25 protein-coding genes and 1 pseudogene are annotated in these 26,905 nt (G+C 74.9%); 18 read left to right on the plus strand and 8 right to left on the minus strand.

The genetic code is table 11. The features are described from left to right. Positions 1 to 36 precede the first annotated feature (36 nt). Both K7I03_RS02175 and K7I03_RS02180 read left to right on the plus strand, forming a co-directional pair. Positions 37 to 930: a helix-turn-helix domain-containing protein gene (locus K7I03_RS02175; RefSeq protein WP_185942968.1), complete on the plus strand. Its 894-nt coding sequence runs from the start codon at positions 37 to 39 to the stop codon at positions 928 to 930. A 54-nt stretch (positions 931 to 984) separates the two neighbouring features. Beyond that, positions 985 to 1,248 (plus strand): DUF397 domain-containing protein, encoded by a 264-nt coding sequence (locus tag K7I03_RS02180; protein WP_185942967.1) that lies wholly within the window; start codon positions 985 to 987, stop codon positions 1,246 to 1,248. Positions 1,249 to 1,297: 49 nt separating this feature from the next. On the opposite strand, the pseudogene K7I03_RS02185 reads toward K7I03_RS02180, so the two are convergent. Next, a pseudogene (locus tag K7I03_RS02185) lies at positions 1,298 to 2,522 on the minus strand (8-amino-7-oxononanoate synthase). Positions 2,523 to 2,833: 311 nt separating this feature from the next. Here K7I03_RS02185 and bioB point away from each other — a divergent pair. The 4 genes from bioB (at position 2,834) to K7I03_RS02205 (ending at position 7,023) form a co-directional block, all read left to right on the plus strand. Then, a complete protein-coding gene (gene bioB, locus K7I03_RS02190; protein WP_185942965.1) occupies positions 2,834 to 4,024 on the plus strand; it encodes a biotin synthase BioB in 1,191 nt (396 codons plus the stop codon). Beyond that, positions 4,017 to 5,366, plus strand: coding sequence for an adenosylmethionine--8-amino-7-oxononanoate transaminase (locus K7I03_RS02195; protein WP_185942964.1), 1,350 nt, complete (start codon positions 4,017 to 4,019; stop codon positions 5,364 to 5,366). Before bioB ends, K7I03_RS02195 begins: the two co-directional genes overlap by 8 nt. Then, positions 5,363 to 6,064, plus strand: coding sequence for a dethiobiotin synthase (bioD, locus tag K7I03_RS02200; RefSeq protein WP_185942963.1), 702 nt, complete (start codon positions 5,363 to 5,365; stop codon positions 6,062 to 6,064). The genes K7I03_RS02195 and bioD overlap by 4 nt, the downstream gene beginning before the upstream one ends. Positions 6,065 to 6,345: 281 nt before the next feature. Then, positions 6,346 to 7,023 (plus strand): class I SAM-dependent methyltransferase, encoded by a 678-nt coding sequence (locus K7I03_RS02205; RefSeq protein ID WP_185942962.1) that lies wholly within the window; start codon positions 6,346 to 6,348, stop codon positions 7,021 to 7,023. Between the two features lie 7 nt (positions 7,024 to 7,030). Here K7I03_RS02205 and K7I03_RS02210 read toward each other — a convergent pair whose 3' ends face one another. Further along, complete coding sequence (locus K7I03_RS02210) at positions 7,031 to 7,603, minus strand: TetR/AcrR family transcriptional regulator (protein WP_185942961.1); 573 nt, start codon at positions 7,601 to 7,603, stop codon at positions 7,031 to 7,033. Between the two features lie 106 nt (positions 7,604 to 7,709). Here K7I03_RS02210 and K7I03_RS02215 point away from each other — a divergent pair, with 106 nt between their 5' ends. The 6 genes from K7I03_RS02215 to mug all read left to right on the plus strand — a co-directional run bounded on the left by K7I03_RS02215 (position 7,710) and on the right by mug (position 14,501). Then, the gene (locus K7I03_RS02215) at positions 7,710 to 8,867 is read left to right on the plus strand and encodes an FAD-dependent monooxygenase (RefSeq protein WP_185942960.1); all 1,158 of its coding nucleotides are present in this window, start codon (positions 7,710 to 7,712) and stop codon (positions 8,865 to 8,867) included. Positions 8,868 to 9,073: 206 nt separating this feature from the next. Continuing rightward, positions 9,074 to 10,438: a hemolysin family protein gene (locus tag K7I03_RS02220; protein ID WP_185942959.1), complete on the plus strand. Its 1,365-nt coding sequence runs from the start codon at positions 9,074 to 9,076 to the stop codon at positions 10,436 to 10,438. Then, positions 10,435 to 11,448 (plus strand): hemolysin family protein, encoded by a 1,014-nt coding sequence (locus K7I03_RS02225; protein ID WP_185942958.1) that lies wholly within the window; start codon positions 10,435 to 10,437, stop codon positions 11,446 to 11,448. The genes K7I03_RS02220 and K7I03_RS02225 overlap by 4 nt, the downstream gene beginning before the upstream one ends. A 75-nt stretch (positions 11,449 to 11,523) precedes the next feature. Then, positions 11,524 to 12,438 (plus strand): SGNH/GDSL hydrolase family protein, encoded by a 915-nt coding sequence (locus K7I03_RS02230; RefSeq protein WP_185942957.1) that lies wholly within the window; start codon positions 11,524 to 11,526, stop codon positions 12,436 to 12,438. A 71-nt stretch (positions 12,439 to 12,509) separates the two neighbouring features. After that, positions 12,510 to 13,943, plus strand: a complete 1,434-nt coding sequence (gene purB / locus K7I03_RS02235) for an adenylosuccinate lyase (protein WP_185942991.1) — start codon at positions 12,510 to 12,512, stop codon at positions 13,941 to 13,943. 3 nt (positions 13,944 to 13,946) lie between these two features. Further along, entirely contained in the window at positions 13,947 to 14,501 is a 555-nt protein-coding gene (mug, locus tag K7I03_RS02240; protein WP_185942956.1) for a G/U mismatch-specific DNA glycosylase, read from the plus strand. A 24-nt stretch (positions 14,502 to 14,525) separates the two neighbouring features. Here the strand turns inward: mug and K7I03_RS02245 are convergent, their stop codons facing one another. Further along, on the minus strand, positions 14,526 to 15,065 hold the full coding sequence (locus tag K7I03_RS02245; RefSeq protein WP_185942955.1) for an EF-hand domain-containing protein: 540 nt from the start codon (positions 15,063 to 15,065) through the stop codon (positions 14,526 to 14,528). A 232-nt stretch (positions 15,066 to 15,297) separates the two neighbouring features. On the opposite strand from K7I03_RS02245, the gene K7I03_RS02250 reads away from it, so the two are divergent. Beyond that, positions 15,298 to 16,461 (plus strand): ROK family protein, encoded by a 1,164-nt coding sequence (locus K7I03_RS02250; protein WP_185942954.1) that lies wholly within the window; start codon positions 15,298 to 15,300, stop codon positions 16,459 to 16,461. A gap of 147 nt (positions 16,462 to 16,608) precedes the next feature. Here the strand turns inward: K7I03_RS02250 and K7I03_RS02255 are convergent, their stop codons facing one another. After that, positions 16,609 to 17,352 carry a GntR family transcriptional regulator gene (locus K7I03_RS02255; protein ID WP_185942953.1) on the minus strand — a complete coding sequence of 248 codons (744 nt, stop codon included), beginning with the start codon at positions 17,350 to 17,352 and terminating at the stop codon, positions 16,609 to 16,611. 379 nt (positions 17,353 to 17,731) lie between these two features. On the opposite strand from K7I03_RS02255, the gene K7I03_RS02260 reads away from it, so the two are divergent. Together K7I03_RS02260 and K7I03_RS02265 are read left to right on the plus strand one after the other, a co-directional pair. Next, positions 17,732 to 18,571 (plus strand): alpha/beta fold hydrolase, encoded by an 840-nt coding sequence (locus tag K7I03_RS02260; RefSeq protein ID WP_185942952.1) that lies wholly within the window; start codon positions 17,732 to 17,734, stop codon positions 18,569 to 18,571. A 107-nt stretch (positions 18,572 to 18,678) separates the two neighbouring features. Then, positions 18,679 to 20,085 (plus strand): PQQ-binding-like beta-propeller repeat protein, encoded by a 1,407-nt coding sequence (locus K7I03_RS02265; RefSeq protein WP_185942951.1) that lies wholly within the window; start codon positions 18,679 to 18,681, stop codon positions 20,083 to 20,085. A gap of 87 nt (positions 20,086 to 20,172) precedes the next feature. On the opposite strand, the gene K7I03_RS02270 is transcribed toward K7I03_RS02265, so the two are convergent. Both K7I03_RS02270 and K7I03_RS02275 read right to left on the minus strand, forming a co-directional pair. After that, on the minus strand, positions 20,173 to 20,937 hold the full coding sequence (locus K7I03_RS02270) for an ABC transporter permease (RefSeq protein ID WP_185942950.1): 765 nt from the start codon (positions 20,935 to 20,937) through the stop codon (positions 20,173 to 20,175). Continuing rightward, positions 20,934 to 21,869: an ATP-binding cassette domain-containing protein gene (locus K7I03_RS02275; RefSeq protein WP_185942949.1), complete on the minus strand. Its 936-nt coding sequence runs from the start codon at positions 21,867 to 21,869 to the stop codon at positions 20,934 to 20,936. The genes K7I03_RS02270 and K7I03_RS02275 overlap by 4 nt, the downstream gene beginning before the upstream one ends. 108 nt (positions 21,870 to 21,977) lie before the next feature. On the opposite strand from K7I03_RS02275, the gene K7I03_RS02280 reads away from it, so the two are divergent. Both K7I03_RS02280 and K7I03_RS02285 read left to right on the plus strand, forming a co-directional pair. Continuing rightward, the gene (locus K7I03_RS02280) at positions 21,978 to 23,153 is read left to right on the plus strand and encodes a sensor histidine kinase (protein ID WP_185942948.1); all 1,176 of its coding nucleotides are present in this window, start codon (positions 21,978 to 21,980) and stop codon (positions 23,151 to 23,153) included. A gap of 9 nt (positions 23,154 to 23,162) precedes the next feature. Then, positions 23,163 to 23,813 (plus strand): response regulator transcription factor, encoded by a 651-nt coding sequence (locus K7I03_RS02285; RefSeq protein WP_185942947.1) that lies wholly within the window; start codon positions 23,163 to 23,165, stop codon positions 23,811 to 23,813. A 21-nt stretch (positions 23,814 to 23,834) separates the two neighbouring features. Here K7I03_RS02285 and K7I03_RS02290 read toward each other — a convergent pair whose 3' ends face one another. Both K7I03_RS02290 and K7I03_RS02295 read right to left on the minus strand, forming a co-directional pair. After that, entirely contained in the window at positions 23,835 to 24,386 is a 552-nt protein-coding gene (locus tag K7I03_RS02290) for a hypothetical protein (protein ID WP_221902996.1), read from the minus strand. Positions 24,387 to 24,512: 126 nt separating this feature from the next. Next, positions 24,513 to 25,070, minus strand: coding sequence for an AAA family ATPase (locus K7I03_RS02295; protein ID WP_185942945.1), 558 nt, complete (start codon positions 25,068 to 25,070; stop codon positions 24,513 to 24,515). Positions 25,071 to 25,205: 135 nt separating this feature from the next. Here K7I03_RS02295 and K7I03_RS02300 point away from each other — a divergent pair, with 135 nt between their 5' ends. After that, positions 25,206 to 26,582 carry a dihydrolipoyl dehydrogenase family protein gene (locus tag K7I03_RS02300; protein WP_185942944.1) on the plus strand — a complete coding sequence of 459 codons (1,377 nt, stop codon included), beginning with the start codon at positions 25,206 to 25,208 and terminating at the stop codon, positions 26,580 to 26,582. The last annotated feature ends 323 nt before the right edge of the window (positions 26,583 to 26,905 follow it).

Below are 26,905 nucleotides of genomic sequence, written 5' to 3' on the forward strand. Positions count from 1 at the left end.
ACCCGCCCGTACGACACACGAGGGGAGGGACGGCCGTTGCGGTATGGACCGGCGGTACGCCGCCGCAAACTCGGTGCCGAACTGCGCCGCCAGCGCGAACTGACCGGAATGACCAGTCGGCAGGCCGCGGACGCGGTCGGCTGGCACCAGTCGAAGGTGAGCCGCATCGAGACCGGTAGCAGCGGCGCCAAGCCCGCCGACGTCACCCGGCTGCTGGACGCCTACCGCGTCTCGGACCCCGAACTCCGGGCCCTGCTCGGGGCCTTGTGCGGCGCGGACTCCACGGGCCCGGGCGACGGCGGTTCCGGGTCGCGGCGCGGCTGGTGGTACGCGTACCGCGATCTGCTGCCCTCCGCCTACCTGGACTTCATCAGCCTGGAGTCGGAGGCCTCGCGCTCGCGCACCCTGGAGACCACCGTGGTGCCCGGCCTGCTCCAGACCCCGGCGTACGCCCGGGCGGTGACCCGGGCCGCGCTGGGCGACCCGCCCGAGCGGCAGGTCGAGGAGCTCGTCCGGGTGCGCATGGCACGGCAGTCGGTGCTGCGCCGGGCCCGGCCACTGGAGCTGTGCGCGATCCTGGACGAGGCGGTGCTGCGGCACGAGGTGGGCGGTCCCGAGGTGATGGCGGGGCAGTTGGGGCACTTGCTGGAGACGGGTCTCCTGCCTCATGTGCGGCTGCACGTCCTCCCGTTCACCCGGGGCAACCACATCGGTATCACCGGGCCTTTCGTTATCTTCTCCTTTCCGCGCATCGCCGATCTGGACGTGGTGGTTCTCGACCATTTGACGAGTAGCCTCTACCTGGAACGGAAAGAAGACCTCAGGGCGTACGGCGCCGCGTTCACCACGCTCCGGGCGCACGCCCTCTCGCACGAAGAGTCCCTGGAGTACATCGCCGAGGTCGCGGCGGGCCGCGACCGCACGCGGTGATCCGCCCCGGACCCACGGGGTGCCCGACCACACGAGGACGCGCAGGGAGGCGCCATGTCCGCACCATCGCGGTACGTACCTTCTCGTCCGGTTCTGCGTGCGGCCGAGTGGCGGCGCAGCAGTCACAGCACCGGGATGAACAACTGCGTCGAGGCCGCCGTCCTGGCCGGCGGCGGCCTCGCCGTGCGCGACTCCAAGCGGCCGGCGGGACCGTGGATGGTGGTCGGGGCCGCCGCCTGGAGGCCGTTCGTCACACTGCTGCGCGCGCCGACGGGTGCGGTGCGCTACGGCCCGTCTCTCCCATGCCCCTCCCATTGAGGGCCCGTTAGGTCCCGCTGAGGTCCCATTGAAGTCCCGTTGGGGTCCGTCAAAGCCCCCGCTCCGGCCGGAGGCCGCGGGCCGCCGCCGGGGCGGTCCGGACGATCGTCGCGACCGCCCGTTCGACCTCGCGGTCCGAGAGGTCGGCGTGGGCGGTCAGCCGCAGCCGGGAGACGCCGTCCGGCACGGAGGGCGGGCGGAAGCAGCCCACCGCGAGCCCCTCCGCCCGGCAGGCGGCCTGCCAGCGTACGGCCGCCTCGGGCGTGGGGGCGCGGACCGAGACGACGGCCGCGTCGGGGCGCACGGTGGTGAACCCGGCGTCCGTCAGCCGCCGGTGCAGCCCGCCGGCCACCGCGCGGACCCGGGTCACCCGGTCCGGTTCCCGGCGCAGTACGTCCAGGGCCGCCAGGGCCGCCCCCGCGGCGGCGGGCGCGAGCCCGGTGTCGAAGACGAAGGTGCGGGCGGTGTTGACGAGGTGGGTGATGACGCGCGCGGGGCCGAGCACCGCGCCGCCCTGGGCGCCCAGCGACTTGGAGAGGGTGACGGTGGCCACCACGTCCACGGCTCCGGCGAGCCCGGCGGCGTACGGCGCGCCGCGGCCCCCCCTCCCCCAGGACGCCGAGCCCGTGCGCGTCGTCCACCAGCAGCCCCGCGCCGCGCTCCCGGCACACCCGTGCCAGGCCGGCGAGCGGCGCGGCGTCGCCGTCGACGGAGAACACGGAGTCGGTGACGACCAGGGCCCGGCCCGGGTGGGCGGTCAGGGCCTTGCGGACGGCGGCCGGGTCGGCGTGCGGGACGACGGCCTTGCGGGCGCGGGCGAGCCGGCAGCCGTCGATCAGCGAGGCGTGGTTGCCCTCGTCGGAGACCAGCAGCGACGGGGTGCCCGCCGGGTCCGGGGGCGCGGCGAGGGCGGTGACGGCGGCCAGGTTGGCGGCGTACCCGGAGGAGAGGACGAGCGCGGCCTCGAAGCCGCAGAACTCGGCGAGGTTCCGTTCGAGTTCGGCGTGCAGCTCGGTGCTGCCGCTGACCAGACGGGAGCCGGTGGCGCCGGCGCCCCAGCGGTGGGCCGCCGCGGCGGCGGCCCGGGTGACGCCCGGGTGGCGGCACAGGCCCAGGTAGTCGTTGCCGGCGAGGTCGGTGGTGGAGGTGTCGCCCGAGGGGCGGGCGGGACGGGGGCGCAGGGTACGGACGAGGCCCGCGTCGCGGCGCGCCCGGTGCTGTTCGTCGATCCAGTCGAAGACGCTGTCGCGGCTGTGGGCGCTGTCGTGGGGCATCGGCCGTCCCGGCTCCTGTGCGGTCCCTGGTTGGGGGTGTCTACTACGGGTGTGCGCACCGCGCCGGTCCGGGTTCCGCCTAGGGGAATCTGTGCAGAACCTGCAGGGGATTCCGTAGGGGACTCCTCGGGGATTCTGTGGGGTTCACATAAATCCTTAAGGAGTCCATGACCCGGGCCGAGTACGGCCGATCCTCAAACTAGCCTTTTCCGCGCATGATCAGCATGTCGTGATCCACCCAGCTTGGAGACGCGGTGTTGTGAGATCCCTACCTTGGCCCGGAGCGCTCCGGTGGGACAGGATCACTGGCCATGGACCTGATCGACACCTTGGTGGAGAAGGGGCTGCGGCGCGAGTCGCCGACCCGTGACGAGGCGCTGGCCGTGCTGGCGACCTCCGACGACGAGTTGCTGGACGTGGTGGCCGGGGCGGGCCGGGTGCGCCGGAAGTGGTTCGGGCGGCGGGTGAAGCTCAACTACCTCGTCAACCTGAAGTCCGGGCTGTGCCCCGAGGACTGCTCGTACTGCTCCCAGCGGCTGGGCTCGGAGGCCGGGATCCTCAAGTACACCTGGCTGAAGCCCGAGGAGGCGTCGAAGGCGGCGTCGGCGGGCGTCGCGGGCGGTGCCAAGCGCGTCTGCCTGGTGGCCAGCGGACGCGGTCCGACGGACCGGGACATCGACCGGGTCTCCCGGACCATCGAGGCGATCAAGGAGGAGAACGAGCAGGTCGAGGTGTGCGCCTGCCTCGGGCTGCTCTCCGAGGGCCAGGCGGAGCGGCTCCGCGCGGCGGGCGTCAACGCCTACAACCACAACCTCAACACCTCCGAGTCCACCTACGGCGACATCACCACCACCCACACCTACGCGGACCGCGAGGAGACCGTGCGGCTGGCGCAGGGCGCCGGCCTGTCGGCCTGCTCGGGGCTGATCGCGGGCATGGGCGAGCGCGACGAGGACCTGGTGGACGTCGTGTTCGCGCTGCGCGCGATGGACGTGGACTCGGTGCCGGTCAACTTCCTCATCCCGTTCGAGGGAACCCCGCTGGCCGAGCAGTGGAACCTCACGCCGCAACGGGCACTGCGCATCCTGGCGATGGTGCGTTTCGTCCACCCGGACGCGGAAGTGCGGCTGGCCGGCGGCCGCGAGATCCACCTGCGCAGCCTCCAGCCGCTGGCCCTGCACCTGGTCAACTCCATCTTCCTGGGCGACTACCTGACGAGTGAGGGCCAGGAGGGCAAGGCCGACCTCGACATGATCGCGGACGCGGGCTTCGAGGTGGAGGGCATGGACACGACGACGCTGCCCGCGCACCGGGTGCGGTCGGAGGGCTGCGGTGGCGGAAGCTGCGGGCCGTGCGGGGACGGGGAGCGTGCCGGGACCTCGGAGGCCTCCGAGCCGGCCGAGCCGGCCGCTTCCGCCGCCGACGAGCCGGGCGCGGCCCGTACGGACCTGGTCGCGGTACGCCGCCGGGGTGCGGGAACGGACCTGCCGCCCAATGCCTGAACCGCTCCCCCGCCCCGGGACGGAATCCCTCACTCCGCGCCGCCTCCTGGAACTGGACCGGCAGCACGTCTGGCACCCGTACGCCCCGATGCCCGGCCGCCGCGACCCGCTGGTCGTCGCGTCGGCGTCGGGCGTCCGGCTGCGGCTGGCGGAACCGGCGCACGGCACGTCCGAGCTGGTGGACGGCATGTCGTCCTGGTGGTCGGCGCTGCACGGCTACAACCACCCGGTGCTCAACGAGGCCGCGCGGGCGCAGCTGGACCGGATGAGCCATGTGATGTTCGGCGGGCTCACCCACGAGCCCGCCGTCCGGCTGGCCGCCCGGCTGGTGGAGATCACACCGGAGGGCCTGGAGCACGTCTTCCTCGCCGACTCGGGTTCGGTGTCGGTCGAGGTGGCCGTCAAGATGTGCCTCCAGTACTGGCGTTCGTCCGGCCGGCCGGAGAAGCGGCGGCTGCTCACCTGGCGCGGCGGCTACCACGGCGACACCTGGACGCCGATGTCCGTCTGCGACCCGGACGGCGGGATGCACAGCCTCTGGTCCGGCGTCCTGCCGGAGCAGGTGTTCGCGGACGCGCCGCCGCCCGGCTTCGACGCCGAGCCCGACCCGGCGTACGAGGCGCACCTGCGGGAGCTGGTGGAGCGGCACGCGCACGAGGTGGCCGCGGTGATCGTCGAGCCGGTGGTGCAGAACGCGGGCGGGATGCGCTTCCACTCCCCCGCCTACCTGCGGCTGCTGCGCCGGCTCTGCGACGAGCACGACGTGCTGCTGGTCTTCGACGAGATCGCCACCGGTTTCGGCCGCACGGGCGCGCTGTTCGCGGCGGACCACGCGGGCGTCACCCCCGACGTGCTCTGCCTGGGCAAGGCGCTGACGGGCGGCTATCTGACGATGGCGGCGGCGCTGTGCACCCCGCGGGTGGCCGACGGGATCTCGCGGGGCGAAGTGCCGGTGCTCGCGCACGGCCCCACGTTCATGGGCAACCCGCTGGCGGCGGCCGTCGCCTGCGCGTCGGTCGACCTGCTGCTCGGCCAGGACTGGCAGGCGAAGGTCAAACGCATCGAGACCGGCCTGCGGGACGGCCTCGCCGAGGCCGCCGAGGTGCCGGGGGTACGGGACGTCCGCGTCCTGGGCGCCATCGGCGTCGTCCAGCTGGACGCGCCGCTCGACGCGGCGGGGATGGCGGCGGCGACGGAGGCGGCGGTACGCGCGGGCGTCTGGCTGCGGCCGTTCGGCGACCTCGTCTACACGATGCCGCCGTTCATCACCGGCGACGAGGACCTGGCCCGGATCTGCCGCGCGGTACGCGCGGCGGCGACGGCGGGAGGAACACGGAAATGACCATACTGATCGTCTCGGGCACGGGCACCGAGCTCGGCAAGACCATGACGACGGCGGCCATCGCCGCGGTCGCCCTGGCGGAGGGCCGCTCGGTGGCCGTCCTCAAGCCCGCCCAGACGGGCGTCGCGGCGGACGAACCGGGCGACGTGGCCGAGGTCCGCCGCCTCGCCGGCCCGGTCACCGGCCGCGAACTGGCCCGCTACCCCGAGCCGTTGGCCCCCGGGACGGCGGCCCGCCGCGCCGGCCTGCCCCCCGTCCGCCCGGCGGACGTCGCCACGGCGGCGGAGAAGCTCGCCGCCGACCACGACCTGGTCCTCGTCGAGGGCGCGGGCGGCCTGCTCGTCCGTTTCGACGACGAGGGCGGCACGCTCGCGGACGCGGCGCGGCTGCTCGGGGCCCCCGTCCTGGTGGTGGCGGCGGCGGGGCTCGGCACGCTGAACGTCACCGCGCTCACGGCGGAGGCTCTGCGCTCGCGCGGGCTGGCCTGTGCGGGCGTCGTCATCGGCAGCTGGCCGGCGGAGCCGGATCTGGCGATGCGGTGCAATCTGTCCGACTTCCCGGAGTCGGCGGGTGCCCCTCTGGTGGGCGCGCTGCCCGCCGGGGCGGGGGCCTTGTCGCCGGTCGATTTCCGCGCGGGTGCGGGGGGTTGGCTGGGGCCGGAGCTGTCGGGGACGTGGTCGCCGACGGCGCTGGGGTGACCTTGGGGGTGGGTGCCCCGGTCCCGCCCTCTCACCGTTTCCTGGGGCTGCGCCCCAGACCCCTTGTCCTCAAACGCCGGACGGGCTGATAGGGCGCCCACTCCAGCCCGTCTGGGGGCACCCCCTCTGGGGGAGTTTGAGGACAACCGCGCGGAGCGCGGTTTCGGGCGTGCGGGGGGCCGGCCCTCGCAAGAAACGGCGAAAGGGCTGGACCGGGGCTCACCACCCCCCGCACGGGGAACAATCGCGTTAGCCGACGTGTCCCCGGAAAGGGGTGTGCCATGCCGCCGCTTCACCGTTCCAGGTCACCGCGCGACCCCGGCCCCGTCCATCACCCCCTCTTCGCGCGTTTCTACGCGCGGACCGCCCCCGCGCTGGAGGTGCGGAGCGGAATGGCGGCGCACCGGCGGGAGTTGCTGGCCGGGCTGGCCGGGCGGGTGATCGAGATCGGGGCCGGCCCGGGGCTGAACTTTCCGTATTACCCGGACGCCGTGTCGGAGGTGGTGGCGGTCGAGCCGGAGCAGTGGCTGCGGCGGGCGGCGGTGGAGGCGGCGGTGCGGGCCGAGGTGCCGGTGGACGTCGTCCCGGCGGCGGCGGAGGCGCTGCCGGTGAAGAGCGAGGCGTTCGACGCGGCCGTGGTCTGTCTGGTGCTGTGCTCGGTGCGGGACGTGCCGAGGGCGCTCGGCGAGCTGCGGCGGGTGCTGCGTCCGGGCGCCGAGGTCCGTTTCTTCGAGCACGGGCGCGCGGAGGAACGGACGTTCGCCGCCGTCCAGCGCGTGGCCGACCGCATCCTGTGGCCCCGGTTGTTCGGCGGCTGCCGGACGAGCCGGGATCCGCTGCGCGCTCTCGCCGCGGCGGGGTTCGCCGTCCGCTCCCCGCGGCGGGTGCGGGTGCCGGCGACGGGGTTGCGGCTGCCGTCGTCCTCGTGTGTCACGGGGGTCGCGGTCCGCGCGGACTGAGCGGCCGTCAGCCGTCGCCGGGTCCGCGCAGGGCCGCCTCCACCAGGCCCCTGACGTGTGCGCGCGGCACCTCGCCGCCCGCCACCAGGCGGTCGAAGACGAGGCCGTCGACGCAGGCGAGCAGGGTGACGGTGCGTTCCTCGGGGTCCGGGACGCCGTGGGCCGCCAGGAAGTCCCGTACGGCGTCCCGGGCCGGGTTCTCCCGTGGGGCGAGGACCTCCCGCAGCGCGGGGTCGCGCACGCTCTCGACGGCGCAGGCGTAGCGGGCCAGGGTGCGCCGGCGGCCGGGGCCGGTGAGGCGGAGTGCGGTGAACGCGGCGAGGCCGGAGGTCAGTTCGTCGGCGTTCCTGGGCACCGGGAAGGCCGCGCCGAGCGTCCGCAGCTCGGTCTGGTCGAGGTCGACGAGCCGCCGGACGAGGGCGTCGAGCAGGGACCGGCGGGTGCGGAAGTACGCGGAGGTGGTGCCGGGCGGCAGGTTCGCCGCCCGGTCGACGGCGCGGTGGGTGAGCCCGCGCATGCCCTCGTCGGCCAGGACGTCGAGGGCGGCGTCGGCGATGAGGATGCGTCGTGCGGTGGCCACGCCCCCCTTTCTACCGCAGGTGAGGCTCTGGCCTATGATCCCGGCACAAGGATGTTCTACAGGTGTAGAAGATCCGGTGTGAGCGCGACGTGGGAAGGGGCCTGACATGGGCAGCAGCGCGGTGATCGTCGGTGGGGGCATCGGGGGCCTGGCGGCCGCCGTGGGGCTGCGCCGGGTCGGCTGGGAGGTGACGGTCGTCGAACGCGCCCCCGTCCTGGGCGACGCGGGCGCGGGCATCTCCCTCGGGGCCAACGGCGTCCGCGCCCTCGACGCACTCGGCGTCGGTGAGGCGCTCCGCGCCGCGTCCCGCTTCCAGTACACGGGCGGGACGCGCACCCCCGACGGCCGCTGGCTGGCCCGGATGGACGGCGCGGCCCTGGAGCGGGAGCTGGGCACGCCGATCGTCGGCATCCCCCGGTCCACGCTGCACGGGATCCTGCGCGCCGCGCTCCCGCCGGGGGCGCTGGTGACGGGGGCGGAGGTGACGGAGATAGACCGGTCGGACCCGTCCGGCGCCCGGGTCCGCTGGGGTGACGAGGTCCGTACGGCGGACGTGGTCGTGGCCGCCGACGGCGTCGGCAGCCGGCTGCGCCGCGCGCTGTTCCCCTCCCACCCGGGCCCCGCGTACAGCGGCTCGACGGTGCTGCGGGCGATCACCGAGCGCCCGCTGGACCTCCGCACCGACTTCGAACTGACCTGGGGGCGGGGCGCGGAGTTCGGTCACATCGCGTTCGCCGACGGCCGGGCCGAGTGGCACGCGGTCCTCAACGCGCCACTCGGGCTCCGCCCCGCCGACCCGCTGGTCGCCCTCCGCCGCCGCTTCGGCGGCTGGCACGCCCCGATCCCGGAGCTGCTGGCCGCCACCCGCCCCGAGGACGTCCTGCACCACGACATCCACGAGCTGGCGACCCCGCTCCCGTCGTTCGTCGCCGGCCGGGTGGCCGTCCTCGGCGACGCCGCCCACGCGATGACCCCGTTCCTGGGCCAGGGTGCCTGCCAGGCGCTGGAGGACGCGGTCACCCTGGCCGCCGCCCTGGCCGCCGAGCCGTCGGTCGCGTCCGGGCTGGCCCGCTACGACGCCGAGCGGCGGCCCCGGAGCCAGGCCGTCGCCCGCGCCGCCCGGCAGGCCGGGCGCTTGGGTCCGCGGCTGGACCGGCCGCTCGCGATCGCCCTTCGGAACACGGCGTTCCGGCTGGCTCCGTCCGGTATGGCGGTCCAGGCGGTCCTGCGCCACGCCAGGTGGACGCCGCCCCGGCTGGGCTGAGCCGCCCCACCGCCGCTTTGCCTTTCCTTTACCATGGGTGGTCATGGTTCCCTGGGCATCCGTCTCCCTGTGAGTCCCCGCGAACCGTCCTCCCGTGCGAACGAAAGGTGTGAGCGTCCTCCCATGGGCGAACCTCCCAGCAGTCCCGGCGTCCGACATCGCGCGCCCCTCCGGCCCGTGCCCGATCATGGGACGGAGGTGACCCGATGACCGAAGTGCTCCTGCTGGTGCTCACCCTGGTGCTGACGCTCGCGTGCGCCGTCTTCGTCGCCGCCGAGTTCTCGCTCACCACGGTGGAGCGCGGCGAGCTGGAGCGGGCCGCGGAGTCCGGCGACCGCCGCGCGCAGGGCGCGCTGCGGGCCGTCCGCGGCCTCACCTTCCAGCTCTCCGGCGCCCAGCTCGGCATCACCGTCACCGGCCTGGTCATCGGCATGCTCTCCAAGCCGTCCCTGGCCACCCTGCTGACCGGCCCGGTGCAGGCCCTCGGGCTGTCCCGGGGCGTGGCGTCGTCGGTGGCGCTGGCGCTCGGAACCGTGCTGTCGACCGTGGTGCTCATGGTCGTCGGCGAGCTGATCCCCAAGAACTGGGCGATCTCCCGGCCGCTGCCGGTGGCCCGGACCGTGGCCGGGCCGCAGCGCGCCTTCTCCACCTTCTTCCGGCCGCTGATCCGGCACCTCAACAACTCCGCCAACCGCGTCCTGCACCGGATGGGCGTGGAGCCCGCCGAGGAGCTCGCCACCGCGCGCGGCCCCCGCGAACTGGCCGCCCTGGCCCGGCACTCGGCCCGCGAGGGCGCGCTGGAGCCGGACACCGCCGAGCTGTTCGTCCGCACCCTCAACCTCGCGGAGCTGACCGCGGAGAACGTGATGACCCCCCGGGTGCAGGTCACCGCGCTGGACGAGCGGGCCACCGTCGAGGACGTGGCCAACGCCACCCGCGCCACCGGCCTCTCCCGCTTCCCCGTCTACCGGGGCAGCCTCGACTCCGTCGTCGGCGTCGCCCACATCAAGGACGTCCTCGCCGTCCCCGCCGACCAGCGCCCCCAGCGTTCGGTGACCACCCTGCTGCGCGAGCCGCTGCTCGTCCCCGCGTCCCTCACCGTCGACCGGCTGCTGGACCGGCTCTCGGCCAAGCGCAGCATGGCCGTCGTCATCGACGAGTACGGCGGCACGGCCGGCGTGGTCACGCTGGAGGACATCGTCGAGGAGGTCGTGGGCGAGGTCCGCGACGAGCACGACCCCGTCGAACGCCCCGACCTGGCCCCCGTCGGCACCGGCCCCGAGGGCCGGCAGCGGTACGACGCCGACGGCGCGACCCGCACCGACCAGCTCGACGCCATCGGCCTGCGGCTCCCCGAGGGCCCGTACGAGACGCTGGCCGGCCTGATCGCCACCGACCTCGGCCGGATCCCGGCCGCCGGGGACACCCTGGAGGTGGCCGGCTGGCGGATCGAGGTGACGGACGCGTCGGGCCGGCGCGCCGCCCGCGTCCGGCTCACGGCCCCCGACCGCGGCCCCGACGCGGACGCCGACGGCGACGCGGCGGACGGCCCGGGGGAGGCCGGCCGATGACCGCCGTGCAACTGCTCATCGGGCTGGCGACGCTGGTCGCCAACGCCTTCTTCGTCGGCGCCGAGTTCGCGCTGATCTCCGTGCGCCGCAGCCAGGTCGAGCCGTACGCCGACCAGGGCGACCGGCGGGCCCGCCGGGTCCTCTGGGGCCTGGAGCACATCTCGGCCCTGATGGCGGCGGCACAGCTCGGCATCACGCTCTGCACCCTGGTGCTCGGTGTGGTCGCCGAACCGGCCATCGCCACCCTGCTGGAGCCCGTCCTCCACGCGGCCGGACTGCCGCCCGGGGGCATCCACGCGGTGTCGTTCGCCATCGCCCTGGCCGTCTCGACCTATCTGCACATGCTCTTCGGCGAGATGGTGCCCAAGAACATCGCGCTCGCCGAGCCGGTGCGCACCGCCCTGTTCCTCGGCCCGCCGCTGGTGGCCCTCTCGCGCGGGCTGCGCCCGGTGGTGTTCGCCATCAACCAGCTCGCCAACGGCGCCCTGAAGCTGCTGCGGGTGGAGCCCAAGGACGAGGTGGCGGCGGTCTTCTCGGACGACCAGCTGGCCCGCATGGTGGCGGACGCCAGGGCGGCCGGACTGCTGGACGAGCGGTCGACGGCACGGCTGCGGGACGCCCTGGAGCTGGGCAAACGCCCGGTGGCCGACGTCGTGCTGCCGGTCGAACGGGTGGTCGCGGCCCGTTTCGGGGTCACCCCCGAGCAGCTGGAGGCGCTGTCCGCCCGGTCGGGTTACTCCCGCTTCCCGGTGATCGACGACCACGGCCGGATCCTGGGCTACCTGCACGTCAAGGACGCCCTGGACGCGACGCCCCGCGACGTCCCGTTCCCGCTGCGCCGGATACGCACCATCGCCCAGGTGCGGGCCGACACCCCGCTGGACGACGTCATCACCGCGATGAGCGGCACCGGCGCCCACCTCGCGGCGGTGCTCGGCACCGACGACCGGCTGGCCGGGATGGTCACGCTGGAGGACGTGCTCCGGCAGCTGGTGGGGCGGAAGGTGTGAGCCGGGTGTGAGCGAGGTGTGAGACAGGAGGGACCGAAGGGGCGCGGCGAGCGACGGGAGTAGGATCGCCGCGCCATGCCGATGAATGCCACGCACCCCGAGAACCCCGAGCACACCGGGCCGGCCCAGCCCGCCGACGCCCCCGTGTTCACCAGCTTCGTCGCGGTCGGCGACTCCTTCACCGAGGGCATGTCCGACCTGCTGCCGGACGGCTCCTACCGCGGCTGGGCCGACCTGCTGGCCACCCGCCTCGCCGCCCGGACCCCCGGCTTCCGGTACGCGAACCTCGCGGTGCGCGGCAAGCTCATCGGGCAGATCGCCGACGAGCAGGCGGCGCCCGCCGCGGCGCTGGGCGCCGACCTGGTGACGCTGGTCGGCGGACTCAACGACGTGCTGCGGCCCAAGTGCGACGTCGACCTGGTCTGCGCCCGGCTGGCCGAGACCGTGGAGCGGCTGGCGCCGGGCTGCCGGCAGCTGGTGCTGATGCGCAGCCCGGGCCGCCGCGGCCCGGTCCTGGAACGGTTCCGCCCCCGGATGGAGCGGCTGTTCGGCTTCATCGACGAGCTGGCCGAGCGGCACGGCGCCCTGGTCGTCGACCTGTTCGGCGCCGAGGTGCTGGGCGACTCCCGGCTGTGGGCCGAGGACCGGCTGCACCTGAACGCCGAGGGGCACCGACGAGTCGCCGAGGCGGTCTGGCAGGCGCTCGGCCTGCCGCCCGAGTCGGACTGGCGGAAGCCCCTGCCGCCGGCGGTCCGCCCCGGCTGGGCCACCCGGCGGAGCTCCGACCTCCGCTTCGCCCGTGAGCACCTGGGCCCGTGGATAGGCCGCCGGCTCACCGGGCGCTCCTCGGGCGACGGGCGGGCGGGCGCGCACTTCAGCACCGCGCTCGGCGAGGCGTACTTCGTGACGCCCGCGGCCGAGCCGCCGGGTTGCGTCACCGGCTGGCGGCGCTGGACCGACGGAACCGTTGCTTCCGGCCCGTCCTCGTAGGAACGCACGATCCGGGCCGCCGCACGGCTCTGCGCGTTCCGCCAGTAGACTTACGTCACGTGACTGCTCCTGTGTCTTCGAAGCCCCGCATCCCCAACGTGCTCGCCGGCCGCTACGCCTCCGCCGAGCTCGCCGTCCTGTGGTCCCCCGAGTACAAGGTGACCCTGGAGCGCCGGCTGTGGCTCGCCGTGCTCCGCGCCCAGAAGGACCTGGGGATCGAGGTGCCGGACGCCGCGCTCGCCGACTACGAGCGGGGGCTGGAGCAGGTCGACCTCGCGTCGATCGCCGAGCGCGAGAAGGTCACCCGGCACGACGTCAAGGCCCGCATCGAGGAGTTCAACGCCCTCGCCGGCCACGAGCACGTCCACAAGGGCATGACCTCGCGCGACCTCACCGAGAACGTCGAGCAGCTGCAGATCCGGCTCTCGCTGGAGCTGGTCCGCGACCGCACGGTCGCCGTCCTGGCCCGGCTGGCGAAGCTGGCCGCCGACCACGCCGAGCTGGTCATGGCGGGCCGCTCGCACAACGTCGCCGCCCAGGCCACCACCCTCGGCAAGCGCTTCGCGACCGCCGCCGACGAGCTGCTCGTCGCGTACGGCCGGGTCGAGGACCTGCTGGCCCGCTACCCGCTGCGCGGGATCAAGGGCCCGGTCGGCACCGCCCAGGACATGCTGGACCTGCTCGGCGGCGACGCCGCCAAGCTGGCCGAGCTGGAGGGGCGGATCGCCGCGCACCTCGGCTTCGGCACCGCCTTCACCTCCGTCGGCCAGGTCTACCCGCGGTCGCTGGACTACGACGTGGTCACCGCGCTGGTGCAGCTCGCCGCCGCGCCGTCCTCGCTCGCCAAGACGATCCGGCTGATGGCCGGGCACGAGCTGGTCACCGAGGGCTTCAAGCCCGGCCAGGTCGGCTCGTCCGCCATGCCGCACAAGATGAACACCCGCTCCTGCGAGCGCGTCAACGGCCTGATGGTCATCCTGCGCGGCTACGCCTCGATGACCGGCGAGCTGGCGGGCGACCAGTGGAACGAGGGCGACGTCTCCTGCTCGGTCGTGCGCCGCGTCGCGCTGCCGGACGCGTTCTTCGCGCTCGACGGCCTGCTGGAGACCTTCCTCACCGTCCTCGACGAGTTCGGCGCGTTCCCGGCCGTCGTCGCCCGCGAACTGGACCGCTACCTGCCGTTCCTGGCCACCACCAAGGTGCTGATGGGCGCGGTCCGCGCCGGTGTCGGCCGCGAGGTCGCGCACGAGGCCATCAAGGAGCACGCCGTCGCCTCCGCGCTGGCCATGCGCGAGCAGGGCGCCGAGCGCAACGAGCTGCTGGACAAGCTGGCGGCCGACGAGCGGATCCCGCTGGACCGGGCCGCGCTCGACGAGCTCATGGCGGACAAGCTCTCCTTCTCCGGCGCCGCCGCCGACCAGGTCGCCTCCGTGGCCGCCCGCGTCGAGGAGATCGTCAAGGCCCGCCCGGAGGCCGCGGCGTACGCGCCGGGTGCCATCCTGTGACGCATGGCCCGACCGACTCCTGAGGAACTCGAAGCCGCCCGCGACCTCCTCGTCCCCGACGTGGTCGCGGCCGGCCTCAACGTGCTGTTCTGCGGCATCAACCCCGGGCTGATGTCCGCCGCCACCGGCCACCACTTCGCCCGCCCCGGCAACCGGTTCTGGCCGGTGCTGTACGCCTCCGGCTTCACCCCGCGCCGCCTCCACCCGTCCGAGCAGCACCTGCTGCCGCAGTACGGGCTGGGCATCACCAACGTGGTGGCGCGGGCCACGGCGCGGGCGGACGAGCTGGGCGACGAGGAGTTCCGCGAGGGCGGCCGGCTGCTCGTGGAGAAGGTCGAGCGGCTGCGGCCGCGCTGGCTGGCGGTCGCCGGGGTGACGGCCTACCGGACGGCCTTCGGCGACAAGAAGGCCCGGATAGGCCCGCAGGAGCGCACCATAGGCGCCACCCGGGTCTGGGCACTGCCCAACCCCAGCGGCCTCAACGCCCACTGGTCGCTCGCGACGATGGCGGAGGAGTTCGGACGGCTGCGGGAGGCGGCCTTCGCGGAGAACCCCTGACCGGGAGCACCGGAAGCACCGGATTCAGGCGTGCCCGAGGACCCGCGCACCGAGGCCGTCGGGATCCGTACCCGTATAGAAGTCCCAGACGGCGTTCTCCCACTCGGCCAGGGTCAGCCTCCCGTCGCCGTCCACGTCCAGCGCGGTGAACGCGGCGAGCGCCCGGTCCTCGGGAATGCCCAGCGCCTGCTGGGCGGCGGCGAACTCCCCGGCGTCGACGACGCCGTCACCGTCCTGGTCGGCGACGGCCAGGTGCGCGCGGACCGTCGGCTTCACCATCGACCGCAGCGTCCCGTCCTCCCGCGCGGCCTCCAGCGCGGCGACGAACGCCGGCAGGTCCACGCGCCGGGCGCCGCCGTCGGGGGTGTGCGAGACGACGCCCTTCCAGTAGACGTCGGCCGCGTCCTCGGCCGCCCGGGTCAGCGGGTCGTGCGCCGGCACGCCGAGCGCGTCGGCCAGCTGCCGGGCCCGGCCCCGGACGTCGTCCTGGCTGACGAACCCGTCACCGTCCACGTCGAGCTGGCGGAACCGGTGTTCGTACTTCTCTCGCAGCACATCGCTCACGCGCTTGGCCTCCTGTGCCGGTCGCTGGTCCTGGGTGCCTCAACTGTGCGGGCGCGGTCCGGGGCGGCCGGGCGCACGCCACCGTGAACCGCCGTCAAAGCTGCCCGGGTGGAGCACGGCCGGGCGCACCGGCCCTCGCCGCCCCCGCGCCCACCGGCTACGATCCGGTGGCGGCAAAGAGGACGCAAAAGGCGCGGACGCGCGAGAGTTCGAGGGCAGGGAGGCGGCGACGTTGGGGCGGCTCACCGGTGGGGACCCGTCCCTGCTGCGGCGGATCAATTCGGCCGTGGTCCTGCACGCGCTCCGGGCCGCCGCGCCGTCCTCGCCCCCCACCCTCACCGACCTGGTCAAGGCCACCGGGCTGTCCCGGCCCACCGTCGAGGGCGTGGTCGAGGGGCTGATCGACTCCGGCCTGGTCGCCGAGGCGTCCGCCGAGGAGGGCGCGGCACGCCGCCAGGGGCGGCCCGCCCGGCGGTACCGCTTCCGGGCGGAGGCCGGACATCTGCTCGGCGTCGAGATCGGACCGCACCGGGTGGCGGCCCTGCTGTCCGACCTGAGCGGCCGGGTCACCGGCTCCGCGGCGGCCGAGGTGACGGAGACCGCGTCGGCGGACGAACGGCTCGAACGGGTCCGGGCGACCGTCGCCGACCTGCTGCGGCGCGCGGACGTGCCGCGCGGCGCCCTCCGGGCGGTGGGCGTGGCCAGCCCGGGCATCGTGGAGGCCGACGGGACGGTCCGGCTGGGCACGGCACTGCCGGAGTGGACGGGACTGCCGCTCGGCGAACGGCTGCGGCGGTCGTTCCGCTGCCCGGTCCTCGTCGAGAACGACGCCAACGCCGCGGCCGTCGCCGAGCACTGGAAGGGCGCGGCACGCGAGGTCGACGACGTCGTCTTCGTCCTGGCGGGCCTGAGCCCCGGCGCCGGCTCGCTGATCGGCGGACGGCTGCACCGCGGATTCGGGGGCGCGGCCGGCGAGATCGGCGCCCTGCACCTGCTGGGCCGCGAGGCAACACCGGAAGAGGTCCTGTCACCGACCGACGAGCCGCTCCACCCGCTGGACGAGGCCCAGGTCGTCCGGGTGTTCGCCCTTGCGCGAGAAGGCGACGAACGGGCGCGGGCCGCCGTCGACCGCTACCTGCGCCGCCTGGTCCACGACGTGGCCGCGCTGGTCCTGGCCCTCGACCCCGAGCTGGTCGTGGTCGGCGGCTGGGCCGCCGGCATCGGCGGCATCCTCGATCCGCTCCGCACAGAGCTGGCGCGCTACTGCCTGCGGCCGCCTCGGGTGGCTCTCTCACTGCTGGGTGACTCGGCGGTGGCCACGGGGGCTTTGCGCTTGGCGCTGGACCATGTGGAGGGCGAGCTTTTCGCGGTGGAGCGGCCGGTTACGACGGGGTGAGTGGCCCCGGTCCCGCCCTTTCGCCGTTTCCTGGGGCTGCGCCCCAGACCCCCTTTTCGCGGCTTCGCCGCTCGTCCTCAAATGCCGGACGGGCTGAAAGTCAGCCCGTCCGGCATTTGAGGACAGCGCGCGCAGCGCGCTTTGCGCTCAGCTCGCGAGCAGCCCCACCGGATCGCCGTCCCCGAACGTGAGCCGGCACGTATCAGCCCGGTACGTGGCGACCGCCACCGCCGCCGTGCGGCCCTCCGCGAAGTAGCGGGTGGTGACGAGGAGGACGGGTGCGCCGGGCAGCCGGTCGAGCTGTTTGGCGTCATCGGCGCGGGCGGAGCCGAGTTCCACCGCGCGGTCCTGCCCCTCCAGAGGAAGCCGGTGGAGGGCCCGGAGGACGGCGCGGGCGCGGGCCGGGCCGGGGGCGGTCTCGGGGATGTCGAGGCCGGGGAGGGCGGGGGCGGGCACGTAGAGGAGCTCGGTGGCGACGGGCCGGCCGTGGCTGCTGCGGGTGCGGCGGACGATGTGCGCGGCCTCGTCGCGTCCGGTGCCCAGGAGCAGCGCGACGGCGGCGGGCGGGGCGTCCTGGGTGCTGTCCACCGGCTGCCAGTCGTCCTCGGTGGTGCCGGGCCAGGCGTGTTCGGCGTCGGCTACGGCGACGCCCACGCGCGGCGGGGCGACCGTGGTGCCGACGCCGCGGCGGCGCTGGAGGCGGCCCTCCAGCTCCAGTTGTTCGAGCGCCTGGCGGAGCGTGGCGCGCGCGACCCCGAAACGGGCGGCGAGTTCACGCTCGTTGGGCAGGATCTCCCCCACCGCGAACTCCGAGTCGAGCGCGTCGCTCAACACCGTTTTCAGATGCCAGTACTTCGGCTCGGGCGCCGTCTCCAGCTGCGTCGTCCCCACCCTCATCCTCCGCAAAGGCTTTTCGCGCGCTTCTTTATTAAAGGTTGTTGCAGTATGCCTGTGACCATAGGACGGTGTGCGCACTTGGTCAAGACCAATGCGCCGCATCCATCGAGGTGGTACGGACTTTTCGACACCCTCGGTGACCGTCGGTTCGCGCCCGCCCCCTCTCGCGCAGGAGCACGGTCACCAACCGTCGCCGACGCCCCGGGGGAAGCGGGGTGAGCGGCGCGCGGAGGCGCACGCCGCGAGTCGCGAGCGCCGGGCCGGCCGGCCCTTGAAGTCGCGTGCGCAAGGGTCACGTCACGGGTCTACCCGGCGGTAACCATTGCTGACATCCTGTCTACAAGACCCCCCGAGGATCAGCAGGAGCCGACTCATGGGTGACACCTTGCAGACCGCGACGTTCTCCCTCGACACCCCCTCCGGGCCGCACCCGGCCGAGGTGGTCTACCGGCGGGCCGGCGAAGGCGACCCGCTCGTCCTGCTGCACGGCATCGGCCACCATCTCCAGGCGTGGGACCCGGTGTTCGACATACTCGCCACGGAACACGACGTCGTCGCCGTGGACCTGCCCGGCTTCGGCCGCTCCCCCGCCCTGCCGGCGGCGGTGCCGTACGACCTGCCGAGCACGGCCGCCGTCCTCCGCGCGTTCTTCGAGGAACTCGGCCTGGACCGGCCGCACGTGGCGGGCAACTCCCTGGGCGGTCTGATCGCCCTGCAACTGGGCCACGAGAAGCTGGTACGGACCGTCACCGCCCTCTCCCCCGCCGGGTTCTGGACGGAGTCCGAGCGCCGTTACGCCTTCACCGTCCTGCGCGGCCTGCGCAACGGCGCCCGCCGGCTGCCGCCCGAGCGGCTGGCCGGGCTCGCCGCCACCCCCGCCGGCCGGGCCGCGCTGGTCAGCCTGGTCTACGCCCGCCCCGGCCGGCGCCCGGTCGACGCCGTGGTCGCGGAGGCGAGCGCGCTGCGGGACGCCGTGGGATTCGAGGCCACCCTCGCCGCCGGACGCTCCGTGCTGTTCGCCCACGAACTGCCGGACCTGCCGGTCACCATCGCCTGGGGCACCCGCGACCGGGTACTGCCGCGCCGGCAGGGGATCCGCGCCGCGCAGGTGATCCCCGGCGCCCGGCTGGTCCGGCTGCCGGGCTGCGGGCACGTTCCGATGAACGACGACCCGGCCCTGGTCGCCCGGGTGGTGCTGGACACCGCGCGCTGAGCCCACCGAGAGGGAAGTTACCGGTGTGATGGCAGGTACCTGAGAGAAGCGTGATGCGGCGCGTCATAGGATCTCCCGATCAGACAGCACGACCTTGGGGGATTCTCGTGGCTTCCACCGCGCGCACCGTCCTCGTCCCGGCCGCCGTGGCCGTGGCGCTCCTCGCCGGGCTCACCGCCTGTGGCTCGGACTCCGGTTCGGGTTCGGGTTCGGGGAAGGACGACGGCCCGGCGAAGAAAACGGCCCGTCTCGCCTGGGAGGGCGCCGCGCTGCCGGGCCTGGCGGCGAAGCCGGCCTGGACCGTGCCGGCGGCGCCCGGCGGCACGGCGGTGTTCGCGGTCGGCGACGCCTTCGCCGTGGTGACCGCGCCCGGCGCGGAGAAGACGGCGAACGACAAGGGGCCCGCGCTGCGGGAGGGCCCCAAGACCGTCGAGTTCCGCGACGCGCGCGACGGCGCCGTCCGCAAGACCCTGAAGTTCGGCGACGCCAAGGTGACGGCCGACACCTGGCACGGCGCCCCGGCGCTGCGCGTGCGCGTGACGAGCACGACCCCGTCCGACGGCATGACCTCCGACAAGAGCACCTCCGTCGAAGAGGTCTACGACGGCCGGGGCGGCAAGCTCGGCAGCGCCCCGCAGGGGAACGCGACCCACTTCTCGGACGGCTGGCTGGCCAAGGACGGCACCGTCGCGCGGGCCGGGGGCGGGGCGGCGAACAAGCTGGAGACGCCCGGCGACCTCCAGGGGACGCACGGCCCCGTCCGCTCCCAGGACCTGTACCGGTACGCGCCGGAGGAGCGGACGTTCGCCGGGGACCACGCCTTCTCGTACGAGGAGGTGGAGCGCGGCATGTTCAACCACCCCAAGCGCCTGGTGGTCACCGACCTGGCGACGGGCAAGAAGGCGTGGACGACCAGTGAGGCCGGCCGGCCGTCGCAGGCCCTCCCGGAGGACAAGTCCCACGCCGTCAACGTCATACCGGTGACGGTGGTCGGCGACCGGATCGTCCTGGCCTGGCAGACCAAGGGCGACGAGCACGCCGGGACCGAGCCCTGGGTGATGTCGGTGAACGACGTCAGGACCGGGCGGCTGCTGGCCACCGGCCCGGTCGTCGAGGCGGAGGCCCCCGGCTCCCGGACCGACTTCGGGAACCCGCTCACCGACCCCACCTTCGAGGTCACCTACGAGGCGTCGACCGGCACGCTCGTCACCTCCGGCCAGCCCGGTATGGGGAAGCCCTGGCTGGCCACCGCCTGGGACCTCAAGAGCGGCAAGCGGCTCTGGGCGCAGGGGCCGGACGAGAACGACTTCTCTCCGCTGACCGCCGGCGACGGCGTCGTCTACGGCTACACCAACCGGGGGACGCAGGGGTATTGGGACCCGATCGCCGTCGACGTGAAGACGAAGAAGGTCCTGGCGAAGAAGCTCGACAACGACCAGGTTCCGGTCTTCGGCGCCGACGGGCACGGCGCGGTCTCCGTCGAGAAGGGTGTCTTCGTCTTCCCAGCGGCCTGACCGTACCGGCGGTGCCGATCCACGCACGCCGCATCAACGCGCCGGGGCGCGGGCCCGTTGGTCCGCGCCCCCGGGCGCCGCCCCCGCTCACGCGTCCCGGCGGCGCAGCGCCCACCAGCCCGCCGCCGCCGCGGCGACGGCCCACAGGGCCGCGACGCCGAGCCCGCTCCAGGCGCCCAGCGCACCGTCCGGATCGGCGGACATCATCTGCTGGCCCGCCCGGTCGGGCAGGAACTGCCCCGCGCCGCCCAGCGCGTCGGGGCCCAGGACCGGCGAGAGCAGGCAGACCAGCGGAACCAGCAGCCCCAGCGTCCCCACCGGGCTGCGCAGGACGGCCGCCGCGCCCGCGGCCAGCAGGGCGAGCAGCGCCAGGTGGAGGCCGCAGCCGACGGCGGCCCGCAGGGCGCCCGGGGCACCGGCGCCCACCCCGGCGTCCCCCAGCAGCGGCTGTCCCACGAACAGCGCGCCGAACCCGGCGATCAGCCCCGCCGCCAGCGTCAGACCGGTGACGACGCCGAGCTTGGCCGTGTAGAAGACGCCGCGGCGCGGCACGGCGGCGAGCGAGACGCGGATGGAGCCGTGGGTGTACTCCCCCGCCATGGCCAGGGCGCCGAAGCAGATCGCCGTGATCTGCCCGAAGCCGACGCCGAAGAACGAGAAGCGGATCGGGTCGAAGTCGCTCTCGCCGGTGGCGTCCCCGGCGACCGCGCAGGCCACCGCGCCCAGGGCGATCGTGCTGACGACGGTGGCGGCGAGCGCGGCGACCAGGCCCCGGACGGAGGCGGTCTTGGCCCACTCGGCGCGGGCGGCGGCGGTGAAGGCGGACCGCAGGGGGACGGCGGAGGGGTTCATGCCCGGGCTCCTCGGGTGGTCGTCGTGGTGGTCGCGAACTCGGCGTCGTCGGCGGTGAGCCGGAGGTAGACGTCCTCCAGGGAGGCGCGTTCGTCGGCGAGTTCGAGGATCGGGACGCCGGACCGGGCGGCGAGGGCGCCGACATGAGCCGCCTCCGTACCGTCCACCGTCCACCGGCCGTCGCCGTCCGGTACCGCGAGCAGTCCGCCGTCGGCGAGCGCCGTGCGCAGCCGTTCGCCCTCGGTGGTGCGGACGCGTACCCGGGGCGGGGTGTGTTCGGCGAGGAAGGCGTCCATCGGGCTGTCGGCGAGCAGCCGGCCCCGGCCGAGGACGATCACGTGGTCGGCGGTGGCGGCGACCTCGCCCATCAGGTGGCTGGAGACCAGGACGGTCCGGCCCTCGCCGGCCAGCCGGCGGGCCAGGTCGCGCAGCCAGACGATGCCCTCCGGGTCCAGGCCGTTGGTGGGCTCGTCCAGGATCAGCACCGGCGGATCGCCGAGCAGCGCGGCGGCGATGCCGAGCCGCTGCCGCATGCCGAGCGAGAAGGTGCGGACGCGTCGCCGGGCCACCGCCGCGAGGCCGGTCTCCTCCAGGACGGCGGTGACCCGCTCGCGGGGGATGCGGTTGCTGTGGGCGAGGGCCAGCAGGTGGCCGCGGGCGGTACGGGCGGGGTGGGCGGCGGTCGCGTCCAGCAGGGCGCCGACGTGCCGCAGCGGACGGTCCCGCAGGGCGTACGGCCGGCCGCCGACGGTCGCCGTGCCGGACGTCGCCCGGTCCAGGCCGAGGACGATGCGCAGGGTGGTGGACTTGCCGGCGCCGTTGGGGCCGAGGAAGCCGGTGACGCGGCCGGGCCGGACGCTCATGGTGAGCCCGGCGAGGGCCCGGACGGTGCCGTACTCCTTGACGAGGTCCCTGATGTCGATCGAGGTCATGGCTCCACGCTCGCCGACCGGCCGGGGGCGGCGCTTCCCCCGCCAGGGGAAACGATCTCCCCCGCCCGGGGGAGGCCGCTCCTCCGGTCCGCTGCCAGGATGATCTCCATGCACCCGCTTCACCGGCTGTTCCGCCCCCTGACCCGCGCCGTCACCTGCACCCGCTGGCTGCACCTCGTGGTGGGCGGCCTGTTCGCGATGGTGTGCATGTTCGTCTACCCCGGGGGCGACGGCGGGCGGTCCGCGCTGCTGCTCGGGTCCCTCGCGACCGTCCCGCCGCTCGTGGTACTCGGTCTGGTGCCGGCGGTGCGGGTGGCCGAGGGCGTGCAGGCGAGGCTGATGCTCGTCCCCGGCCCGCGGTTGCCCGGCCGGGACCGGTCGGAGGCCGCGGCCATCGCCACCGCGCCGGCCGCGTGCTGGGCGGACCGGTGGCGGACCGTCGGCTGGCTGGTGCTGCGGGTGCAGTTGGGCACCGTGACGCTGGCCGCCTCGGTGTGGCTGCCGACGGCGGCGGTGGACCTGGCCGTCCACCGGGAGCGGGCGTACGCCCTGCTGGCGCCGGTGCCGCTGGTCGCCCTCGCGGCCCTGGTCGTGGGGGCCGGCAAGCTGACCGCCGCGGCGGCCCGGTGGCTGCTCGCGCCGTCGGCGGCCGAGCGGATCGCGGCCCTGGAGGAGCGCGCGGAACGGCTGTTGGAGCACAACCGGCTGGCCCGCGAGCTGCACGACTCGATCGGCCACGCGCTCACCACGGCGGTGGTGCAGGCGGGCGCGGCCCGGGCGGCGGGGTCGCCGGAGTTCACCGAGCGCGCGCTGGCCGCGATCGAGGAGACGGGACGGCACGCCCTGGAGGATCTGGAACGGGTGCTGAAGGTGCTGCGCGAGGGCGCCCAGGACCCGGCGGGCCGCCCCACCCTTGCCGACGCGCGGCGGCTGCTGGACGCGGCCGACGGCTCCGGCGCGGAGGTCACGGCCGAGCTCACCGGGCCGCTGGAGGCCGTGCCGGGGCCGGTCTCCCGGGAGGGCTACCGCATCGTCCAGGAGGCACTCACCAACGTGCTGCGGCACGCCGGGCCGGTGCCCGTCACCGTCCGGATCGCCGTCACCGGGGACGCCGTCGAGCTGGACGTCCGCAATCCGCTGCCCGGCCCGCGGCCGGCCGCCGCCCCGCGCCGGGGCAGCGGGCTGCGCGGCATCCGCGAGCGCGCCGCGCTGCTCGGCGGGCGGGCGGAGACCGGACCGTACGAGGACGGCTGGCGGGTCAGCGCCCGGCTGCCGACCGCTTAGGCTGCCGCCATGCCGCTCTCCGTCCTCCTGGTCGACGACGAACCCCTGGTCCGCGCCGGGCTGCGCGCCATCCTCGACGCGCAGCCCGACATCGAGGTGACGGGCGAGGCCGCCGACGGCGCCGCCGTCCTGCCGCTGGTGCGGCAACTGCGCCCGGACGTGGTGGCGATGGACGTCCGGATGCCGCTGATGGACGGCATCGAGGCCACCCGCGCGGTGCTGGCCGCGTTTCCCGAGCCGCCGAAGATCCTGGTGGTCACGACGTTCGAGAACGACGAGTACGTGTACGAGGCGCTGCGCGCGGGCGCCGACGGGTTCCTGCTGAAGCGGGCGCACCCGGCCGAGATCGTGCACGCGGTCCGGCTGGTCGCCTCGGGTTCCTCCCTCCTGTTCCCCGCCGCCCTGCGGCGGCTGGCCGCCGAGCACGGCAACCCCGGTGCCCGCGCGGCCCTGGAGCGGGCCGCGCTGACGGGCCGGGAGACGGACGTGCTGCGGCTGATGGCCCGCGGGCTGTCCAACACCGAGATAGCCGAGCACCTGGTACTGGGCACGGAGACGGTGAAGACCCATGTCAGCGCGGTGCTCGCGAAGTTGGGGGCGCGGGACCGCACGCAGGCCGTGATCGCGGCGTACGAGTCGGGGTTCGTCACCCCGGGCTGAGCGCGGCCGCCCTCGGGCCGGTCAGTTCCAGGGGTTGGCCGGCTGGTCGTTGATCGCCGTCCAGAAGCGGGTGCCGGCGGGCACGTCGCCGTCGGCCCAGAAGCTCCAGCCACCCGAACTCTCCAGGTTGGTCCCGTATCTTCCGTCGTGGAACTCGGCCATGCGCCAGCCGGCCCCGAAGTTGTTGGCGCAGACGCCGTCGGCGACGGCACGGCTCGACAGCCGGCTGCCGCGGATCGGGGCGGTGGCCGCGACCGTGCCGCGCGCCCAGCCGGCGTAGAAGCCGGGGGTGATGCCCGCGGGGACGGGGCGGCCGTCGACCTTGAGGCAGAGCAGCGGCAGCGCCGTGGTCGTGGCGGTGTCGCCCTGGTAGGGGTTGCTCAGGGGGCCGCCGCCGACCTGGACGGTGCCGCTGGGCCCGTCGGCGAGCAGGGTCCAGGTCATGGCCTTGCCGTTGGAGTCGGGGGCGGGCGGGGCCGCCGCCGCGGGGGCCGTGAGCGCACCGGCCGCGGCGAGGGCCGCGGCACCGAGGGCGAGCACCAGTTTTACCGGACGTGCGGTCACCGAGCGCATGACTTCTCCTCACAGGCGTGAAACCGACGTGCCACGACGTGACGTGATGCGACGTGATGCGAGACGCATGGCGGTACGGTCGGGAATTCTGCACGTCCTTCACAAAACCCCCAAGGGCAGAACCGGTCACACGTCCCCGGCACCCTCCGGGACCCGCCCGGTGACGAACCGGACCCGCTCGCCCACGGATGCCCGGGGCAGTTCCACGGCCTCGTAGCCGAGCTCCGCGTAGGCGGCCGTCACCGCCTCGTGGGTGCGCACGGCCTCCTCGTAGGACTGCCGGCGCTCGGTGTCCCGAGCGTAGATCTCCGGCCAGGGCGGGGCGGTGAACACCCGGCGGTGGTACCGGAACCGCTCGGCGGCGGCCCGTACGTGCGGGGGCACCGGGCGGCCCTCCAGCCGCAGGTAGCCGATGATGTCGGGAAGGCCGCGGTCGAAGAAGACGGTCCCGGGCCGCTCCGCCGCGGCGTGGTAGGAGCGCAGTTCCCAGCAGAGCATCAGCTCGGCGAACAGCTCGGGGTCCGTCCAGGGCAGGGCCCGGCCGCCGATGGCCGTCTGGTCCCGGATGACGCCGCGTCCGGCCTCCCACGAGCGGTGGTGGCCGGCCGCCTCCAGGGCGTCGATCAGGGTGCTCTTGCCCGCGCCGGGTCCCCCGGTCACCACGACGAAACGGTCCTGTCCCACGTGCCTTCCTCTCCTTCGCCCGGGCGTCCGCCACCCGACCGTACGCCCGGCGCGCGTCAACCGTGACGGGCGCCCCGGGCGCTGGCAGGGTGGGCGGACGCGTCGAAAACCCACAAGGAAGCGGAGTGCGGTGGCATGGCCGAAGAAGTGGACGTCGTCGTCATCGGAATGGGCCCGGGCGGCGAGCACGTCGCGGGGCGGCTGGCGGAGGCCGGGCTGCGGGTGGTGGGGGTGGAGGCGGAGCTCGTCGGCGGCGAGTGCCCGTACTGGGGCTGTGTGCCCAGCAAGATGATGATCCGGGCCGGCGGCCTGCTGGCCGAGGCCCGGCGGATCCCCGGGATGGCCGGCGCGGCACGGGTGGAGCCGGACTGGTCGCCGGTCGCGGCGCGGATCCGCGACGAGGCCACCGACGACTGGAACGACCAGGTGGCCGCCGACCGGTTCCGCGACAAGGGCGGCCGGCTGGCCCGCGGCCGGGGGCGGCTCACCGGCCCCCGCACGGTGACCGTGGACGGTCCGGAGGGCGGCGTCTTCGAGGCCGCGCGCGGCGTGGTGCTCGCCACCGGAACGAAGCCGCAGATCCCGCCGGTGCCCGGGCTGGACGCCGTCCCGTACTGGACGAACCGGGACGCCATCGCCGCGACCGAGCCCCCGGGGTCGCTACTGGTGCTGGGCGGCGGCTCGATCGGCGTCGAACTCGCCCAGGTCTACGCCCGGTTCGGGACCCGCGTCACCGTGGTGGAGGCGATGGACACCCTCGTCCCGTCGGAGGAGCCGGAGGCCGCCGCCCTCCTCGCCGAGGTGCTGGCGGCCGAGGGGCTGACCGTCCGGACGGACGCCCGGGCGACGGCGGCCCGCCACGACGGCGGTGTGTTCACCCTCGTCCTGGAAGGCGGTGAGGAACTGACGGCCGACCGGCTGCTGGTGGCGACCGGCCGCCGGGCGGACCTGCGGGACCTCGGCCTGGAGAACGTCGGCCTCGACCCGGGGGCGAAGTCGGTGCGCACGGACGCCCGGATGCGGGCCGCGGACGGGCTCTGGGCGGCGGGGGACGTGACGGGCCACGGCGCGTTCACGCACGTGGCCATGTACGAGGCGGAGATCGTCGCCCGTGAGGTGCTGGGCGAGCCCGGGCCCGGCGCCGACTACCGGGCGCTGCCGCGCGTCACCTTCACCGACCCGGAGATCGGCGCCGTCGGCCTGACGGAGCGTCAGGCACGCGACCGCGGCCTCCGGGTGCGCACCGGCCTGGCACGGGTGCCGTCCTCGGCCCGCGGCTGGATCCACAAGGCCGGCAACCAGGGCCTGATCAAGCTGGTCGAGGACGCGGACCGCGGGATCCTCGTCGGAGCGACGACGGCCGGCCCGGCGGGCGGCGAGATGCTGTACGGGGTGGCCGTGGCGGTCCAGGCGGAGGTGCCGGTGGAGACGCTGCGGCACATGATCTACGCGTATCCGACCTTTCACCGGGGGGTGGAGGACGCGCTGCGGGATCTCGTCTCGGGAGGGTAGCGGGCGGGGGGCGCGGGGAGGCGGCCGGCTGGGGAGCCGGGGAGGCGATCGGCTGGGACGCCGGGGAGACGGCCGGCCCGGCGGGCGCCGGGGAGGCAATTGACTGGGGCGCCGGCGAGGCGGCCGACTGGGGCGCCGGGGAGGCGGCCGGCTGGGGAGCCGGGGAGGCGGCCGGCTGGGACGGCGGGGAGGCGATCGGCCGGGGCGCCGGGGAGGCGACCGGCTGGGACGGCGGGGAGGCGATCGGCCGGGGCGCCGGGGAGGCGACCGGCTGGGACGGCGGGGAGGCGATCGGCCGGGGCGCTGGCGAGGCGACCGGCTGG

Source organism: Streptomyces mobaraensis (assembly GCF_020099395.1).
Classification (GTDB): domain Bacteria; phylum Actinomycetota; class Actinomycetes; order Streptomycetales; family Streptomycetaceae; genus Streptomyces.

Coding starts and splice junctions, on each gene's coding strand:
- K7I03_RS02225 (WP_185942958.1), top strand. CDS start 10,435: ATGACCGCCGTGCAACTGCTCATCGGGCTGGCGACGCTGGTCGCCAAC.
- K7I03_RS02290 (WP_221902996.1), bottom strand. CDS start 24,386: ATGCGCTCGGTGACCGCACGTCCGGTAAAACTGGTGCTCGCCCTCGGT.
- K7I03_RS02260 (WP_185942952.1), top strand. CDS start 17,732: ATGGGTGACACCTTGCAGACCGCGACGTTCTCCCTCGACACCCCCTCC.
- K7I03_RS02220 (WP_185942959.1), top strand. CDS start 9,074: ATGACCGAAGTGCTCCTGCTGGTGCTCACCCTGGTGCTGACGCTCGCG.
- K7I03_RS02285 (WP_185942947.1), top strand. CDS start 23,163: ATGCCGCTCTCCGTCCTCCTGGTCGACGACGAACCCCTGGTCCGCGCC.
- K7I03_RS02230 (WP_185942957.1), top strand. CDS start 11,524: ATGCCGATGAATGCCACGCACCCCGAGAACCCCGAGCACACCGGGCCG.
- K7I03_RS02180 (WP_185942967.1), top strand. CDS start 985: ATGTCCGCACCATCGCGGTACGTACCTTCTCGTCCGGTTCTGCGTGCG.
- K7I03_RS02300 (WP_185942944.1), top strand. CDS start 25,206: ATGGCCGAAGAAGTGGACGTCGTCGTCATCGGAATGGGCCCGGGCGGC.
- bioB (WP_185942965.1), top strand. CDS start 2,834: ATGGACCTGATCGACACCTTGGTGGAGAAGGGGCTGCGGCGCGAGTCG.
- K7I03_RS02270 (WP_185942950.1), bottom strand. CDS start 20,937: ATGAACCCCTCCGCCGTCCCCCTGCGGTCCGCCTTCACCGCCGCCGCC.
- K7I03_RS02215 (WP_185942960.1), top strand. CDS start 7,710: ATGGGCAGCAGCGCGGTGATCGTCGGTGGGGGCATCGGGGGCCTGGCG.
- bioD (WP_185942963.1), top strand. CDS start 5,363: ATGACCATACTGATCGTCTCGGGCACGGGCACCGAGCTCGGCAAGACC.
- K7I03_RS02205 (WP_185942962.1), top strand. CDS start 6,346: ATGCCGCCGCTTCACCGTTCCAGGTCACCGCGCGACCCCGGCCCCGTC.
- K7I03_RS02195 (WP_185942964.1), top strand. CDS start 4,017: ATGCCTGAACCGCTCCCCCGCCCCGGGACGGAATCCCTCACTCCGCGC.
- K7I03_RS02280 (WP_185942948.1), top strand. CDS start 21,978: ATGCACCCGCTTCACCGGCTGTTCCGCCCCCTGACCCGCGCCGTCACC.
- mug (WP_185942956.1), top strand. CDS start 13,947: ATGGCCCGACCGACTCCTGAGGAACTCGAAGCCGCCCGCGACCTCCTC.
- K7I03_RS02275 (WP_185942949.1), bottom strand. CDS start 21,869: ATGACCTCGATCGACATCAGGGACCTCGTCAAGGAGTACGGCACCGTC.